At 66.8% G+C, this 16287-nt stretch carries 16 protein-coding genes; 7 read left to right on the plus strand and 9 right to left on the minus strand.

The annotated features are described in order from the left end of the window. Positions 1-2: 2 nt before the first annotated feature. The 6 genes from BAC01S_RS07810 to BAC01S_RS07840 form a co-directional block, all read right to left on the minus strand. The gene (locus BAC01S_RS07810; protein WP_027794256.1) at positions 3-1232 is read right to left on the minus strand and encodes a 5-(carboxyamino)imidazole ribonucleotide synthase; all 1230 of its coding nucleotides are present in this window, start codon (positions 1230-1232) and stop codon (positions 3-5) included. 12 nt (positions 1233-1244) lie between these two features. Further along, on the minus strand, positions 1245-1763 hold the full coding sequence (gene purE, locus BAC01S_RS07815) for a 5-(carboxyamino)imidazole ribonucleotide mutase (RefSeq protein WP_027794257.1): 519 nt from the start codon (positions 1761-1763) through the stop codon (positions 1245-1247). Positions 1764-1792: 29 nt separating this feature from the next. Next, positions 1793-2683: a phosphoribosylaminoimidazolesuccinocarboxamide synthase gene (locus BAC01S_RS07820; protein WP_027794258.1), complete on the minus strand. Its 891-nt coding sequence runs from the start codon at positions 2681-2683 to the stop codon at positions 1793-1795. Between the two features lie 186 nt (positions 2684-2869). Next, on the minus strand, positions 2870-3934 hold the full coding sequence (fba, locus tag BAC01S_RS07825) for a class II fructose-bisphosphate aldolase (RefSeq protein WP_027794259.1): 1065 nt from the start codon (positions 3932-3934) through the stop codon (positions 2870-2872). Positions 3935-4340: 406 nt separating this feature from the next. Continuing rightward, positions 4341-5777, minus strand: a complete 1437-nt coding sequence (gene pyk / locus BAC01S_RS07835; RefSeq protein WP_027794260.1) for a pyruvate kinase — start codon at positions 5775-5777, stop codon at positions 4341-4343. Between the two features lie 498 nt (positions 5778-6275). After that, complete coding sequence (locus BAC01S_RS07840) at positions 6276-7475, minus strand: phosphoglycerate kinase (protein ID WP_027794261.1); 1200 nt, start codon at positions 7473-7475, stop codon at positions 6276-6278. A 398-nt stretch (positions 7476-7873) separates the two neighbouring features. On the opposite strand from BAC01S_RS07840, the gene BAC01S_RS07845 reads away from it, so the two are divergent. The 7 genes from BAC01S_RS07845 to BAC01S_RS07875 all read left to right on the plus strand — a co-directional run bounded on the left by BAC01S_RS07845 (position 7874) and on the right by BAC01S_RS07875 (position 12496). Continuing rightward, positions 7874-8068 carry a zinc-finger domain-containing protein gene (locus BAC01S_RS07845; protein ID WP_027794262.1) on the plus strand — a complete coding sequence of 65 codons (195 nt, stop codon included), beginning with the start codon at positions 7874-7876 and terminating at the stop codon, positions 8066-8068. Positions 8069-8272: 204 nt separating this feature from the next. Continuing rightward, positions 8273-9298: a lipopolysaccharide heptosyltransferase II gene (gene waaF / locus BAC01S_RS07850; protein ID WP_027794263.1), complete on the plus strand. Its 1026-nt coding sequence runs from the start codon at positions 8273-8275 to the stop codon at positions 9296-9298. Positions 9299-9426: 128 nt separating this feature from the next. Then, positions 9427-9873 carry a nuclear transport factor 2 family protein gene (locus BAC01S_RS07855; protein ID WP_027794264.1) on the plus strand — a complete coding sequence of 149 codons (447 nt, stop codon included), beginning with the start codon at positions 9427-9429 and terminating at the stop codon, positions 9871-9873. A gap of 19 nt (positions 9874-9892) precedes the next feature. Next, positions 9893-10948, plus strand: coding sequence for a YheT family hydrolase (locus tag BAC01S_RS07860; RefSeq protein ID WP_027794265.1), 1056 nt, complete (start codon positions 9893-9895; stop codon positions 10946-10948). Further along, on the plus strand, positions 10941-11549 hold the full coding sequence (locus BAC01S_RS07865) for a DUF2946 family protein (RefSeq protein ID WP_027794266.1): 609 nt from the start codon (positions 10941-10943) through the stop codon (positions 11547-11549). Before BAC01S_RS07860 ends, BAC01S_RS07865 begins: the two co-directional genes overlap by 8 nt. An 86-nt stretch (positions 11550-11635) precedes the next feature. Then, complete coding sequence (moaC, locus tag BAC01S_RS07870) at positions 11636-12115, plus strand: cyclic pyranopterin monophosphate synthase MoaC (RefSeq protein WP_027794267.1); 480 nt, start codon at positions 11636-11638, stop codon at positions 12113-12115. 30 nt (positions 12116-12145) lie between these two features. Next, positions 12146-12496, plus strand: coding sequence for a nucleotide pyrophosphohydrolase (locus tag BAC01S_RS07875; RefSeq protein WP_027794268.1), 351 nt, complete (start codon positions 12146-12148; stop codon positions 12494-12496). A 62-nt stretch (positions 12497-12558) separates the two neighbouring features. Here BAC01S_RS07875 and BAC01S_RS07880 read toward each other — a convergent pair whose 3' ends face one another. The 3 genes from BAC01S_RS07880 to BAC01S_RS07890 all read right to left on the minus strand — a co-directional run bounded on the left by BAC01S_RS07880 (position 12559) and on the right by BAC01S_RS07890 (position 16117). Next, on the minus strand, positions 12559-14355 hold the full coding sequence (locus BAC01S_RS07880; protein WP_027794269.1) for a PglL family O-oligosaccharyltransferase: 1797 nt from the start codon (positions 14353-14355) through the stop codon (positions 12559-12561). Between the two features lie 253 nt (positions 14356-14608). Then, positions 14609-15259 carry a pilin gene (locus tag BAC01S_RS07885; protein WP_407667912.1) on the minus strand — a complete coding sequence of 217 codons (651 nt, stop codon included), beginning with the start codon at positions 15257-15259 and terminating at the stop codon, positions 14609-14611. Positions 15260-15400: 141 nt separating this feature from the next. Then, on the minus strand, positions 15401-16117 hold the full coding sequence (locus BAC01S_RS07890) for a TerC family protein (RefSeq protein ID WP_027794271.1): 717 nt from the start codon (positions 16115-16117) through the stop codon (positions 15401-15403). Positions 16118-16287 lie beyond the last annotated feature (170 nt).

A 16287-nucleotide genomic window follows, 5' to 3' on the forward strand; every position in this document is an offset into this window, starting at 1 on the left:
GTTTAGCTCGTGACGATGTGCAGAAGGCGCGCGCAGTCGCGCGCGGCCGTGCGCGCTTCTTCGAGCGTGGCCGCCGTGAAATTCACGTGGCCCATCTTGCGGCCCGGGCGCGCGTCTTCCTTGCCATAGAGATGCAGGCGTGCGGCCGGCATCGCAGCCACCTGGTCCCACGGCGGCGTGATGGGCGCAGCGCCCGAACGCGGCCCCTGCGGAGCCCTGGCCTCGCCGGCGCCGGCCGGGAACCATACGTCGCCGAGAATATTGAGCATCACGGCCGGCGAGTGCTGACGCGTATCGCCGAGCGGCATGCCCGTCATCGCGCGCACCTGTTGCTCGAACTGGCTCGTGGCGCATGCGTCGGTCGTGTAGTGCCCGGAGTTGTGCGGACGCGGCGCCATTTCGTTGGCCACGAGCGAGCCGTCCTCCAGGATGAAAAACTCCACGCAGAGCACGCCCACGTAGCCGAGCTTCGCCGCGATCTGCAGCGCCGCCTGCTGCGCCTGCTGCACGAGCGCCGGGCTCGCGTCGGGCGCCGGAACGATCGTGTGCGACAGCACGCCGTTACGGTGCGTGTTCTGCGCGAGCGGGTAAACCACGCTCGCACCGGCGCTGCCGCGGGCGATCAGCGCGCTCACCTCGAACTTCAGCGGCAAGCGCTTTTCCAGCACGCACGGCACGCCGCCGAGCGCGGCATGCGCCTCGCGCACTTCATCGGCATTGCCCACGCGCACCTGCCCCTTGCCGTCGTAGCCCATGCGCGCGGTCTTGAGGATGCCGGGCAGCACGGCGGCGAGCGTCGCATTGTCGATGGCGGCCAGCGCCTCGGACGACTCGATCACCACATGCGGCGCCACCGGCACGCCCGCCGATGCGATAAAGCGCTTTTCCGCGATGCGGTCCTGCGCCACGGCCACGCAGCGCCCGGCGGGAGCCACGAACGTGGACTTCGCGAGCGCATCGAGGCTCGCGGACGGCACGTTCTCGAATTCGGTCGAGATGGCCGCGCACAGGCGCGAAAGCTCGGTGAGCGCGGCTTCGTCGTCGTAGGCCGCGCACAGGTGGCGGTCCGCGACGGCGCCCGCCGGGCTCGCCGCGTCGGGATCGAGCACGGCGACGCGATAGCCCATCGCCTGGGCCGCAAAACAGAACATGCGGCCAAGCTGGCCGCCACCCACCATGCCAAGCCAGGCGCCGGGCAGGATCGGTGAAACCGGAGTGTTGTCAGGGGTCATCTCAGTGGTCACTCACAGCGCCGGCAACACCATGGCGTGCGCGGCTTCGTTCTGGCGCACGCGGAAAGCCGCGAGCTTGTTCGCGTATTCGACGTCGGTGACGCTCAGGATCGAGACCGCGAAAAGCGCCGCATTGGCCGCGCCGGCCTCGCCGATGGCGAAAGTCGCGACCGGCACGCCCTTGGGCATCTGCACGATCGAATGCAGCGAATCCACGCCCTTCAGATACTTGCTCGCCACCGGCACGCCGAGCACGGGCACCGTGGTCTTGGCCGCCAGCATGCCCGGCAGGTGCGCCGCGCCGCCCGCACCCGCGATGATCGCGCGCAGGCCGCGCTCGCGGGCCTTTTCGGCATACTCGAACATCTCGTCGGGCATGCGGTGCGCCGAGACCACCTTCGCCTCATACGCCACGCCGAATTCCTGCAGCATCGCGACCGCGTGCTTCATGGTTTCCCAGTCGGAGCTGGAGCCCATCAGCACGCCGACGAGCGGCGCCGCATGCTGGTGAGCCGTCTGGACTTCACTCATTTCCTTCCCTTCCCCGCTTCTTCGCAGTTTTACGCCAGCTTCTGGCCGGTCAGGCGCTCGAGCGCCTCCTGATATTTCGCCGAGGTCTTCTCGATCACCTCGTCGGGCAGCTTCGGCGCCGGCGGCTCCTTCTTCCAGTCCTGGGTTTCGAGCCAGTCGCGCACGAACTGCTTGTCGAACGACGGCGGGTTCGAGCCCACCTGGTACTGATCGGCCGGCCAGAAGCGCGACGAGTCGGCGGTGAGCGCCTCGTCCATCAGATAGAGCTGGCCGTGGTTGTCGAGACCGAATTCGAACTTCGTGTCGGCGATGATGATGCCGCGCGTGGCCGCATAGTCGGCCGCTTCCTGATAGAGCTTGATCGAAATTGCTTTGATGGTGCGCGAAAGCTCGGTGCCGATGCGGCGCTCCATCTCTTCGTAGGTGATGTTCTCGTCGTGGTGGCCCATTTCGGCCTTCGCCGCGGGCGTGAAGATCGGCTCGGGCAGCTTTTGCGCATTCTGCAGGCCCGGCGGCAGCTCCACGCCGCACACGGCGCCCGTTGCCTGGTAGTCCTTCCAGCCGCTGCCGGCCAGATAGCCGCGCACCACGGCCTCGACGAGGATCGGCTCGAGACGCTTCACGACGACCGCGCGGCCCTTCACCTGCTCCGCTTCGTCCGCTGCCACGACCGTCTCCGGCGCGATGCCCGTGAGGTGGTTCGGCACGACATGCTTCAGCTTCTCGAACCAGAAATCGGCCATCTGGTTGAGCACCTGGCCCTTCTTCGGAATCGGCTCGCCCATGATCACGTCGAAAGCCGAGAGGCGATCGGTGGTGACGATCAGCAGCTTGTCGTTGCCCACGGCATAGTTGTCGCGGACCTTGCCGCGGCCGAGAAGCGGCAGCGAGCGGAGCGTGGATTCGTAAAGGGTAGACATCGTCGTGTTTCGCTATAAGAACGTGGCGGGACCGGCACCAAAACCGGACCAATAGGGTAAATCAAAAAGCTTGTCGCCGTTTCCCCGACCTGCGGAAACGGCGACGATCCTGCAATGCGTCGGAAAGAGGCCCGCCGTGCCGGCCAGGCCTCGTTCCAGGCAAAATCGCGGGCAAACCCGCGCTCGTTAGCGAACGATCTGCGCAAGCTCGCCCGACTTGTACTTCCCGGCGATCTTGTCCAGCGACACCGGCTTGATCTTGCCCGCCTGGCCTTCGCAGCCGAACGCGAGGAAGCGGTCCAGGCAGACCTTCTTCGCGGCTTCGCGGGCCGGCTTCAGGTAGTCGCGCGGATCGAACTTCGACGGATTCTGATACATATAGCGACGGATCGCACCGGTAATCGCGAGACGCAGGTCCGTGTCGATGTTGATCTTGCGCACGCCGTAACGAATGCCTTCCTGGATCTCTTCCACCGGCACGCCGTAGGTTTCCTTCATGTCTCCGCCGAACTCGCGGATCTCGGCCAGCAGTTCCTGCGGCACCGACGACGACCCGTGCATCACGAGGTGCGTGTTCGGAATGCGCGCATGGATTTCCTTGATACGCGCAATCGACAGGATGTCGCCCGTGGGCTTCTTCGAAAACTTGTAGGCGCCGTGCGAGGTGCCGATCGCAATCGCGAGCGCGTCGCATTGCGTCAGCTTCACGAAGTCGGCGGCCTGCTCCGGATCGGTCAGCAGTTGCTCGCGCGTCATCGTGCCTTCGGCGCCGTGACCATCTTCCTTGTCGCCCTTCATCGTTTCCAGCGAACCGAGCACGCCCAGTTCCGCTTCCACCGTCACGCCGATCGAGTGCGCCATTTCAACGACTTTGCGCGACACTTCGACGTTGTATTCGTAAGATGCCACCGACTTGCCGTCGGCTTCGAGCGAGCCGTCCATCATGACGCTGGTGAAACCGCTGCAGATCGCCGCCATGCAGACCGCCGGCGACTGGCCGTGGTCCTGGTGCATCACGACGGGGATATGCGGATACGACTCGACGGCGGCTTCGATCAGGTGGCGCAGAAACGGTTCGCCCGCATACTTCCGCGCGCCCGCCGACGCCTGCATGATCACCGGCGCGCCCACCTGGTCGGCCGCGGCCATGATGGCCTGGACCTGTTCCAGATTGTTCACGTTGAACGCCGGCAAACCGTAGCCGTGTTCAGCCGCGTGGTCGAGCAGTTGACGCATTGATACGAGAGGCATTGTGCTACTCCTTTGATATGAAACGAAATCTTGCGTTTCGCCGGCCATCTGACGCGGCCGGTCAAGGGCGGCCAAAAGGCCGCTGCCCGCGTGCTCGTCGCGGGCTTAATTTCGGGATTTTATCGCGAAGCGACACCGCGCCCGGCGCCAGACACGTAATTGGCACGAAAATGGCGTGTCTCGGCGTCAGAAACGGAAAGAGTGTGCAAAAGAGGTTGACAGCCCGCACGCGGTCTTTATGCCCGCGGGCTGCATTTGCGGCGAAAAGGCGTTCAAATAGCGCCTAAGTGGCGGCGAAGTAGCACCCATCTGGCGCCAGTGTGATACCAGTATGGCACCAGACAAGTGCCAAGGCGGCGCTGCCCTCGCCTGTCTCGAAATCCAGGCGAAGGCAGACGCCGGCAGCTTACAGCGCGTCGCCCACGCGCACGATCTTCAGCGTGTTGGTGCCGCCCGCCTGGCCCATCGGCTCGCCACAGGTCAGCACGATCATGTCGCCGCGCGCCGCGTAGCCCTTGCTCACCACGGCCTCGACCGCCTGCTGGAGCGCCGTGTCCTGGTCGTTGCTCGTGTCCAGATGCAGCGGCGTGACGTTGCGGTAGAGCGACATCGCCCGTTCGCTGCCCGCGCGCGGCGTGAGCGCGAAGATCGGCACGTGCGTCCAGTGGCGCGACATCCACAGTGCCGTCGAGCCCGACTCCGTGAGCGCCACGATCGCCTTGGCACCGAGGTGGTAGGCCGTGAAGAGCGCGCCCATGGCGATCGACTGGTCGATGCGCGTGAAGGTGCGGTCGAGGAAGTCCTTGTCGAGCTCGGACTGCTCCGACTTTTCGGCTTCGAGGCAGATGGCCGACATTGCCTCGATGGTCTGCACCGGGTACTTGCCCGCCGCCGATTCGGCCGAGAGCATCACGGCGTCGGTGCCGTCGAGCACGGCGTTGGCGACGTCCGACACTTCCGCGCGCGTGGGCACCGGCGCGTGGATCATCGACTCCATCATCTGCGTGGCCGTGATGACGAGCTTGTTCGACTCGCGCGCCATGCGGATCATGCGCTTTTGCAGCGCGGGCACCGCGGCGTTGCCGACTTCGACCGCGAGGTCGCCGCGCGCGACCATGATGCCGTCCGACGAATCGAGAATCTCCTGCAGCACCGGAATGGCCTCGGCGCGCTCGATCTTCGCGATCATCTTCGGCTTGATGCCATACGGCGCACCCGCGATATTTGCGAGCTGGCGCGCCATTTCCATGTCGGTGGCGTTCTTCGGGAACGACACGGCAACGAAGTCCGCGCCGAGCGACATGGCCGTGCGGATGTCCTCCATGTCCTTCGCCGTCAGCGCCGGCGCCGTGAGGCCGCCGCCCTGACGGTTGATGCCCTTGTTGTTCGAGAGCTCGCCGCCCACACGCACCGTCGTGTGGATCTCGCTGCCGATCACGCGCACGACGTCGAGCACGAGCAGGCCGTCGTTGAGCAGCAGCACGTCGTTCGGCTTCAGGTCGCGCGGCAGGTCCTTGTAATCGAGGCCCACGCGCTCGTCGTTGCCGAGCTCGCACTCGGCGTCGAGGACGAACGGCTGGCCCGGCTCGAGCAGCGTCTTGCCGTTCTCGAATTTGCCGACGCGAATCTTCGGGCCCTGCAGATCGGCCATGATCGCAACTTCGCGACCGGCCCTGCGGGCACACTCCCGCACGGTTTCGGCACGCTGACGATGGTCGTCGGCCGTGCCGTGCGAGAAGTTGAGACGCACCACGTCCAGTCCCGCATGAATCATCTTCTGCAGGACGTCCGGCGAGCTGGAGGCCGGACCGATGGTGGCGACTATCTTGGTGGCGCGATGCATGAATCTCCTCGTCTGGAAAGAATCGCTGGTAGAAGCGTTGCTGCGAGACGGGCTGCTGGCCGGCTCCGCCGCACGTGCGGCATGGCCGGAACGCGCGCCGGTGAGACCCGGCGTCGCTTTATGCGACGGCGCGGCAGGCGCGGCGGGGGTTCCCGCCGCACCTGCTGGCTCCGTCGGGGCGGCGTGCGCACGGACAGCCTGCGCGCCTTCGCGCGCCGCGTCCGCGGCCGCCGCCGGGGATTCTGCGTCCGCCCGCGCCGCCACCGGCGCTTCGGACGGTGCCGCATCGGCCTTGGCCGACACAGCGAGTGTTTCTGCTTGCGCTTCGACTTCCGTTACGGCAGTCGTTTCGGGCGCATCGAGCAAGTCTCGTGCGCCAATCCCCGCTGCCGGGCGCGCTTCGCGCCCCGCCGAGCCAGTCAGCGCCGCCGTGCGCGACTTCGCGCGCGCACGGGCCGGTTTTGCGGCTGCCTTTGCCGCCGGGGCGCGCGGCGCCACTTAGCCAGCCGCCCGCGTTTCGAGCACTTCCACGGCCGGCAGCTTCTTGCCCTCGAGGAATTCGAGGAAAGCGCCGCCGCCTGTGGAGATATAGCTGACCTTGTCGTGAATGCCGTACTTCGCGATGGCCGCGAGCGTGTCGCCGCCGCCCGCGATCGAGAACGCGCCGGAGCTGGCGATCGCGTCCGCGAGCGTCTTCGTGCCGTTGCCGAACTGGTCGAACTCGAACACGCCCACCGGGCCGTTCCACACGATCGTACCGGCCTGCTGCAGTTGCGAGGCCAGCGCTTTTGCGGTCTGCGGGCCGATGTCGAGGATCATGTCGTCGTCGGCGACGTCGGCCACGGCCTTGATCTCGGCCTTGGCGGTCGGCGAGAACTCCTTCGCGGTCACCACGTCGCTCGGGATCGGCACCGAGGCGCCGCGCGCGCGCGCCGCTTCGATGATCGCCTTCGCCTGGTCGACGAGGTCGGCTTCCGCGAGCGACTTGCCGATCTTGAGACCGGCCGCGAGCATGAACGTGTTGGCAATGCCGCCGCCGACGATCAGCTGGTCGACCTTCTCGGCGAGCGACTCGAGGATCGTAAGCTTGGTCGAGACCTTCGAGCCGGCGACGATCGCCACGAGCGGGCGTTTCGGCGCGCCGAGCGCCTTGCCGAGCGCATCGAGTTCAGCCGCGAGCAGCGGGCCCGCGCAGGCGATGGGCGCGTACTTCGCGATGCCGTAAGTCGTGGCTTCGGCGCGGTGCGCCGTGCCGAACGCGTCGTTCACGTAGATGTCGCAGAGCTTCGCCATCTTCTGCGCGAGTTCGTCCGAGTTCTTCTTCTCGCCCTTGTTGATGCGGCAGTTCTCGAGCAGCACGACGTTGCCCGGCGCGACGTTCACGCCGTTCTCGACCCAGTTCGCGACGAGCGGCACTTCGCGGCCAAGCAGTTCCGAAAGGCGCTTCGCGACGGGCGCGAGCGAGTCTTCGGGCTTGAACTCGCCTTCGGTCGGGCGGCCGAGGTGCGACGTAACCATGACGGCGGCGCCGGCGTCGAGCGCGGCCTTGATGGCCGGCACGGAGGCGCGGACGCGGGTGTCTTCGGTGATGTTGCCCTGATCGTCCTGCGGCACGTTCAGGTCGGCGCGGATGAACACCCGCTTGCCGTTGAGTTTGCCTTCGGAGATCAGATCGGAGAGACGCAGAACCTTGTTCATGGACTTGACTGTGCGTGATGGTGGGAAGGCGGTGGCAACACGATGCGAGGCGCCTGCCCAGGTGGCGGGGTGGCACTCAGTCTGCACGGCGCGGGATCCGGTCTGACGCTGTCTCGGGTCGCTGCTCGTTACCTGACAGACGCCGGCATCGAATTGCGAGATCGGTATTTTAGCCGATAGGCAGGGCGATCAGAGGCGTGCTCGCGCGAATGTCCCGTATTTGGGCGGCGGCCGCTGGGCTCCGGCATTTCTGTCACGGAATTGTGCATCGCAACAAAAACACCCGCAAGCGCCCGTGCCGACGCCAAATGACGCTAAAATACGCCCTTCGCCGGCCGCGGGTTTCATGACCTTCGCGGTGTCATGGCTCAACAAAGCGCATTACGAGAATTGTCCTCATGAGCGAAATCAAGGAAATGCCGCTGGTCGAACTTTCGGCCAAGGATCTGCCGGCGTATTGCCCGAATCCGTCGATGCCGCGCTGGAGCAACCATCCGCGCGTCTTTATCGACGTGACGCACGGCGAAGCGCGCTGCCCGTACTGCAGCACGCGCTACAAGCTGCGCGAGGGCGAGGTCGTGCACGGCCATTGAGCGCGGCCGGCGCCGGCAGGCCTCGCGCCGGCCGACGCGCCGCACGCGAACGGCAACGCCCTGGTTTCGCCGGCCCCCGCCCGCACAATCGCGGGCGGCTTGCCGCCAACGCCTGCGCGCCTCACGGCGCGTTTCCCCGCTAACCGTGTTCCTGCCCGCCAAAGCGCGCGCGGAACCTCTGTCATTCCCGGACTCCGACACACGATGCGCCGCGCGCTGGTAATCGCACCGAACTGGATCGGTGACGCACTGATGGCGCAGCCGCTCCTTTCGCGGCTCGTAAAACTGCATCCGCGCATGGCGATCGATGCAGTCGCGCCCACGTGGGTTGCGCCCGTGCTCGAACGCATGCCCGAGATCCGCGACGTCTACGCCACGGACCTCGCCCACGGCAAGCTGCAACTCCTGCGCCGCTGGCAGCTGGCGGCCGACTTGCGCGAGGTGCGCTACGACGCCGCCTACGTGCTGCCGAACTCCCTCAAGTCCGCACTGATTCCGTGGCTCGCGAACATTCCGCTGCGCGTCGGCTACACGGGCGAGAACCGCTACGGCTTCCTGAACGTGCGCCACGCGAATCCGCCGAAGGACGAGCGGCCGCCGATGGTCAAGCACTACGCCGCGCTCGCATGGGCGCCCGGCGCGACCGTGCCCGACGACCTGCCGATGCCGCGTCTCGAAGCGGATCCGAACGAGGCCTCGCGCGTCTCGGCGCGCTTTCACCTCGACACGCGCGTGCCGCTGCTGGTGTTTTGCCCCGGCGCGGAGTACGGCCCCGCGAAGCGCTGGCCGCCCGAGCACTTCGCGGCCCTCGCGCAGATGGTGGGACAGTCGTTCCCGTACGCGCAGATCATCGCGCTCGGTTCGCCGAAGGATGCGCCGCTCGCGCAGGCCATCGCCGACCGCGCTGCGAACGTGCGCAACCTGTGCGGCCAGACGGCGCTCGGCGAAGCCTGCGCGCTGATCTCGCGGGCGAGCGCCGTGGTCACCAACGACTCGGGCCTCATGCACGTCGCCGCCGCGCTGCGCCGCCCGCTCGTCGCGCTCTACGGTTCGACGGATCCGCGCCACACACCGCCCTTGTCGGAACTCGCAAAGGTACAATGGCTGCATCTCGATTGCAGCCCGTGTTTCCAGCGCGAATGCCCGCTCGGGCATCTGAACTGTCTGCGCGAACTGAGCCCGGAACAGGTATTCGGCGATCTGCGCGGCATGCTGCTCGGCCAGCGCTAGGCGCGCCCCCGAGGCTCGCGTCACAGGAGTGTCTCGCGATATCGGCATGCTCGCGGCAGCGAAATCCCGTGTCGATTCGCGAGTGTCGATTCGCCAACCCGCGCTCCGGCGCAACAGACCAACGAGCCATGCCACGTTTCGCCCACATCTTCGAAGCCGCCGCGGACACCCTCAACGCGTACTACCAGGCCGTCGCGGAAGTCAACATCGACAGCTTGATGGGCTTGTGGATCGACGAGGAATTCGTGAGCTGCATCTGCGCGGACGGCTCGCATCTGCATGGTCTGCCGAACATTCGCGCGGGGCTCGCCGCGCAGCTCGAAGCAGCGCCGGTCTCGATCGAGCCGCTCGACATTCGCGTCTACGACAGCCTCGGCACGGTGGTCTATGCGATCGTGGAAGCGCATCGTCCGGTCGATCCGAAGGCTATACCCGCGATGGTCTTCACGACCTACGTGATGGTTCATGAGCGCGGCGAGTGGCGCATCGCCCACATCCACGCGAGCCGCATGCCCGACGACGCGGCAACCCAGTTCTCCGCCAAGCTGCGCCACGGCCAGGGCGCGCTGCACTGATTCCCCCGGAAGCGCCGCCATGAGTACGACCGAGGACAGGCCCGCCGACCTCCGCGCGCCGGCGGCCGCGGTGGCGCGCACCGTCAAGGCGCCGCAGGCCGGCGCCTATCGCGCCCCCTTCTGGCTGCCCGGCGCTCACGCGCAAACCATCGTCCCCGCCCTCTTCTCGCGGCCGCCGCTGCCCGTGTACCGCCGCGAACGCTGGGACACGCCCGACGGCGACTTCGTCGAACTCGACTGGGTCGAGCCCGCGCAAGGCGAGCGCCCCGCACCCGACGCCCCGCTTTTCGTGCTCTTTCATGGTCTGGAGGGCGGCTCGGGTTCGCACTATGCGCGCTCGCTGGCAGCGGCCGCCGCCGCACTCGGCTGGCACGCCGTGATTCCGCACTTTCGCAGCTGCAGCGGCCCGCTGAACCTGCTGCCGCGCTTCTACCATCTCGCCGACGCCGGCGAACTGGACTGGATGCTGCGCCGCCTCGCCGCGCGCCACGGCGGACCGCTCGTTGCGGCGGGCGTCTCGTTAGGCGGCAACGTCCTGCTGCACTGGCTCGCGCAGCAGCGCGAGGACGCGGCCATCGTGGCCGCGGCCGCCGCGATCTCGGCGCCGCTCGACGTCCACGCGGGCGGCAGGATGCTCTCGCACGGCTTCGGCATGGTCTACACGCAGAGCTTCCTCAAGACGCTCAAAGTGAAGGCGCTCCAGAAGCTCCAGCAATATCCGGGGCTCTTCGACAAAGACGCCGTGCTCGCGAGCCGCACGATGGGCGAGTTCGACAATGTCGTCACGGCGCCGCTGCACGGCTTTCGCGACGTGCACGACTACTGGACCCAGGCGACGGTCAAGCCGCGCCTCGCCGAAATCGTCGTGCCGACGCTCGTGCTCAACGCGCGCAACGATCCGTTCCTGCCCGGCCACGCGCTGCCCGGCCGCCACGCGGTGAGCGCCGCCGTCGAGCTGGAACAGCCCGCGCAGGGCGGGCACGTCGGCTTTATGACCGGGCCGTTTCCGGGCCGCTCCGGCTGGCTCTCGCAACGCGTGACCGGCTGGCTGTCGGGCTTTGTCGCCCATGGATGAGATCGTCAAACAGGCGCTCGCGCGCTGGCCCGACGTGCCGCACTGCACCGGCTGGCTGCGCCTCGATGCGCGCGGCCAATGGCGCCTGCGCGACGAAGCCGATCAGGCTGCCGGCGCGCCCGGCACGGCGATCCGCCACGAAGCGCTGATCGGCTTCATCAACCGCAATTACGAGTGCGACGCGCGCGGCCAGTGGTATTTCCAGAATGGGCCGCAGCGCGTGTACGTCGAATTGGAATACACGCCGTTCGTGGTGCGGCTCGCAACGGATGCGAGCGGTGCGCTCGCGCTCGCGGACCAGACCGGCCGGCCGTTCGCGCCGGGTGGCGTGTGGGTGGACGAATCCGGCAGCGTGCTGTTTGCCGAGGCGGCTTCCGGCACGGCGGGCGCGGCGAGCGGATCGGGTCGCGTGGCGCTGCTCCACGACCACGATCTCGATCTGTTCACCGACCACGCCGCGCTCGCCGACGACGGCCAAAGCGGAAACTTCACGTGGCGTACCGACGCCAACGCCCTGCCGATCGCGCCCCTCCGGCGTGCGGACGTGCCCGCGCGCTTCGGCTTTATCGCGAGTCCCGCGGGCGAAGCCGCGGCCACTTGATTCGGACCGGACTGCAAGACGCGAGGCGCCGGTCAAGCCGTGCAGCGCTGCCAGAATATGCGCCTTCACTAAACAGAGAGCCAACCATGCCTGAACTCACTCATTTCGATGCGGCCGGCGACGCGCACATGGTCGACGTCGGCGGCAAAGCCGAGACCAGGCGCATTGCCGTCGCGCGCGGAACCATCCGCATGCTGCCCGAAACGTTCGCGCTGATCCGCAACGGCGCGGCGAAAAAAGGCGACGTGATCGGCGTCGCGCGCATCGCCGCCATCCAGGGCGCGAAGCGCACTTCGGACCTGATTCCGCTTTGCCATCCGCTCGCGATCACGCGCGTGAAGGTGGACTTCGCGCTCGACGAGACGCTGCCCGGCGTGCACTGCACGGCGCAGGTGGAAACGTTCGGCCGGACCGGCGTGGAGATGGAAGCGCTGACCGCCGTGCAGGTGGGCCTGCTGACGGTCTACGACATGTGCAAGGCCGTGGACCGCGGCATGACCATCACCGACGTGAAGGTGATGGAGAAGCACGGCGGGAAGTCGGGGGATTGGGTGGCGCAAAACTGAACCGCCGGGTTATACGACCAGGAGGGAACTATGACGATCGAAGAGCTGCTCGGGCAGGTACTGGCATTTCGCGACGAGCGCGACTGGGAGCAATTCCATACGCTGCGCAATCTGATCGTCTCCACCAGCATCGAGGCTGGAGAACTGCTGGAGACGATACAGTGGAAAACCGATTCGGAGATCGAAGCCCTGCTTCGCGACCCGAAGCGGCTCGGCAACATCAGGCACGAATGCGCCGATGTGTTCATCTACCTCCTGCTGGTCGCGCATCGGGCAGGATTCAATCTTCTCGATGCGGCTTCCGAAAAGCTGAAGCTCAATGCCCAACGCTATCCGGCGGACAAGGCAAGAGGAAGCGCCGCAAAGTATTCCGAGCTTTGATTCGGCCGGCTGTCCCGCAGCCGGCCCGCCCACAGCCTCACTCGCCCCGCCTCACCCGCCTGTCAATCGTCGGAATCGTCGTCGTCATCCTCGTCGATCTGCTTCGGCGGATTGCCGTACTGCTTCACGAGTTGCGCCTTGAAGGCCTTCAGCGCAGGCTGCTCGTCGCACAAACCGTAAAGCGCGGCTTGCTGCGTCGGCCAGTCGTGCAGCTCGGCCGCGAAAATCTTCAGACGCGCAACCGTGTCGAACGCGCCGGCCGTATCGCCGTTCAGCGCCTGCAGGACTGCATAGCGTCGCAGCACGGTCTCGCCCGGCAGCAGCGCGATCGCACGCCGATGCGCCGCGAGCTTCGCCGGGAGATTCGCTGCATCTATCGGCAGCAACGTGGCCATGCCGTAGTCGCCCCATGCGCTGAACAGGAACGACGGAGCCTCGCTGTACTGCTGGGCCGGACGTTCGCCGTAATACAGCACCTCAGCACGGTGATAGTCCTGCACGACCGGATAAAGCGCGGCGAGGCCGCCGAACACCACCACAGCGAACGCGCCGAACGACAGGCGAGGCGGCACGAAGCGCAGCGGACGCGTTTCGAGCACGCCGAACACGAACATCGCGGGCAGCAGGAAGAACATGTACTGCTGCGGATATTCGACGAGCGCATGCATGGCCAGCACGCCGATCAGCATGAAGCCGAACACGCGCTCGGGCGTATGGGGCACGCGCAGCGCGCGCACGAACCACGCCACGAGACCCAACAGGACGATGCCGCAGCCGATCACGCCGGTCTTGGCGAGCAGGTCGATAAAGACGTCATGCGAGTTGTTGGCGATCTCCACGCCGCCCAGCGAGCGCACGAGCTCGAACTGATGGACCGGGAAGTCGCCCCAGCCGACGCCGAGGATCGGATGCGTCTTGAACATCGTCAGGCCATAGCGCCAGAGGGCGATGCGCGGCGCGATCTGGCCGGCGTCCTTGAAGCGGTCGGCGGCGGACTGGTCGAGTTGCAGGTCGTAGTGAACGTTGGCCCAGCGCACGAACGCATTGACGCCGATAAAGATCAGCAGCAGCACGATAGGCAGGAGCCAGTTTCGCGCGCCGCGCCGGCCGCCTGCCTGCGCGCCGTCATGGCGCGCGAGCGCAAGCGCAATCCAGAGACCCGCGACGACGATGACGGCGATCTGCAGCCAGGGACCGCGCGAAACCGTGAGCGCGAGGCCGCCCGCGTAGACGGCGGAGAGCACGGCCCAGATCGCGAGCGGCAAGCGGCGCGTCTGCACGAGAAAGAGTCCGGCTGCCATCGCGAACGCGATATACGTCGCGAGGTGGTTGGCTTGCGCCATATTGCCGAACGGCCGCCGGTCGAACGTCACGTTATACGCCACGACAAGCGGCGTGACCTTCGTTTCGAGATGAAAGAGCTGGATGATCTGGCAGAACACCGCGAACGCGCCGCCGACCATCAGCGCAGCAGCGGCCCAGACCATCGCGGTCTCGGTCTGGCGCGCGCGCGCGATGCCGTAACCCGCATGCGTGGCCATCAGGGCCGCGAGCAGATAGCCGGCGCCGAGCCAGTTCATCGACGGCTGCGCCACCGGCAGGATGAGGGTCTGCGCAACCAGCAGCAGACCGAAGGCGAGCGGCACGAGCCCGACCGTGGGCGTGGCGAATTCGACCGCCGACCGCGCGGAGAACGCGAGCAGCACCACGGACGCGCCGACCAGCAGCCAGAGCGCCAGCGCTACGTATTCGGCATAGAACGTCGGGATGGGATACGTGTGAGCGACGACCGCGTAGGGAAGCGTCAACGCAACGGCCAGCAAGAAGAACGTAAGATAGCGCGCAAAAGTGGAAGGCATGGGTAAGCGGGGGCATCAGAGACCGGCGCACTATACAAGACTTTCGGCACGATTTGCGGACCGTGGCGGTTACTGCGTCTTGCGCATGCCGATTTGAGTTCACTTGCGCGTGCACCCTCCTCTGGCCAGCAGGCCGTCAAGACGCGCCGCCGCCTTTGCGCGACGACGGCGCGAATCCGGGGAGGCGGACCGCGCGTCATAGCACGGCCACGCTCTCGTTACCTGCGCAAACACCTTCGCGCATCAAATCTCGTCACGCCCGGCACTCCGGCGGCGCGAGATTCGAAGGCAGCGTGGCAGCTTCGGCCGGTGCCGGACCGGAGCCCGGTGCGCCCAGCGACGAAGCCGTCTTGCCGGCGGCGAAGCACTCCCACGTAACCGTGCCCGACTGGACGCTGCCTTGCGAGAGCGCGACGCGGGCAGTGGGAGCTTCCGCATTGTCGGGTATCGAGGGCACGAGTACGAGCGTATTGCTTCCGGCAGGCGCGACGCGCGTCGTGAAGGCGACCGTGATCTGCCCCGTGGTGTCGTCGACCTGCACCGATTCGACATTGCGCGTGGCCGGCGGCGAGGAGAATCCGGCCGAGAACGCGTTGCCGCTCGCCGCGTTTTCCGCGACCGCGAGCCGTGCCGACGAGGCAAGCGAAAGCCCCTCGCCGACGCGACTGCGCGCAAGATAGTCCTGATAAGCAGGTATGGCATAGGCGGCGATCACGCCGACGATGGCCAGCACGATCATCAGCTCGATCAGCGTGAAGCCTTGGACCACGACACGGCGCGCAAATCGGGCGAACCTGGCCGAAGCCAGCGTGGCGGCGCGCGACGACGCATGGCGCAAGAACCAGCGCGCGAGCGCGGCAAGGGCTGCGGGCGGGCTCGCAGCGAGTACGGATACGATCATCATCAGGGCTCCTGAAACAAGAAACGCCTGCTCACGGCCGTGAACAGGCGTTTTGATCGTATCGGCGGGTCAAGCCGCCGGGCAGTCGGCCGAATGGCCTGGATGCCGCGCAGACTGCGCCCAGACCATGAGAATCGCCGTGCATCAGTGCGAATCGGCAACCTCCGAGCGACGTGCGTTGCGGCGCCTCAACGCAAGCCCCACTGCCACAACGAACACGGCGCCCGCCACGCACATACCGTATTCGGCGAGCGGCGTATCGAGCAGCGGCCAGCGGTCGCCGGCCGGATCGTTGACGATCAGCCCGCCGGCGATCCAGCCGAGCAGCGCGGCGCCCAGCGTGACGATGACGGGAAAGCGGTCCAGCAGCCGCAACACCAGTTGGCTGCCCCACACGATGAGCGGAATGCTCACCATCAGCCCGAAGATCACGAGGCCGATCCGGTGCGCGGGATCGGCTGCCTCGGCGGCGCCCGCAATCGCAACGACGTTGTCGAGGCTCATCACCGCATCGGCGACGATGATCGTCTTGATCGCGCCGATCAGCTTCTCGGCGGGCTTCACGTTGGCGTGTTCGAGATGCGCGGGCGCGAGCAGGCGCACGCCGATCCACAGCAGCAGCAAGCCGCCCGTGAACTTCAGCAAGGGCACATTGAGCAGCACGACCGCGAACGCGATCAGCACGACCCGCAGCGCGATGGCGCCCGCCGTGCCCCAGATGATGCCGCGCAGGCGCTGCTGCGCCGGCAGGTCGCGGCACGCGAGCGCGATCACGACGGCGTTGTCGCCGCCGAGCAGGATGTCGATGACGATGATCTGGAGCACAGCGCCCCAATGGAGCGACGCGAAGAACTCGGGCATGAAGGCGACGGCGCGGCCGTGAGAATGGAGCTGCCAGGGGACGCAGCCAATAAAAAAGCGAGGGGCCATGACTGGCTCCCTCGCTTTTGTCCGGAAACCTCGTGAAAGGATTCCGCAAGCATATCAAAAAAACGCTGGCCACCCGCGCGACGTGCTGCGCGAGTGCCACC

The organism is Paraburkholderia acidipaludis NBRC 101816, from assembly GCF_000684975.1.
Taxonomy (GTDB): domain Bacteria; phylum Pseudomonadota; class Gammaproteobacteria; order Burkholderiales; family Burkholderiaceae; genus Paraburkholderia; species Paraburkholderia acidipaludis.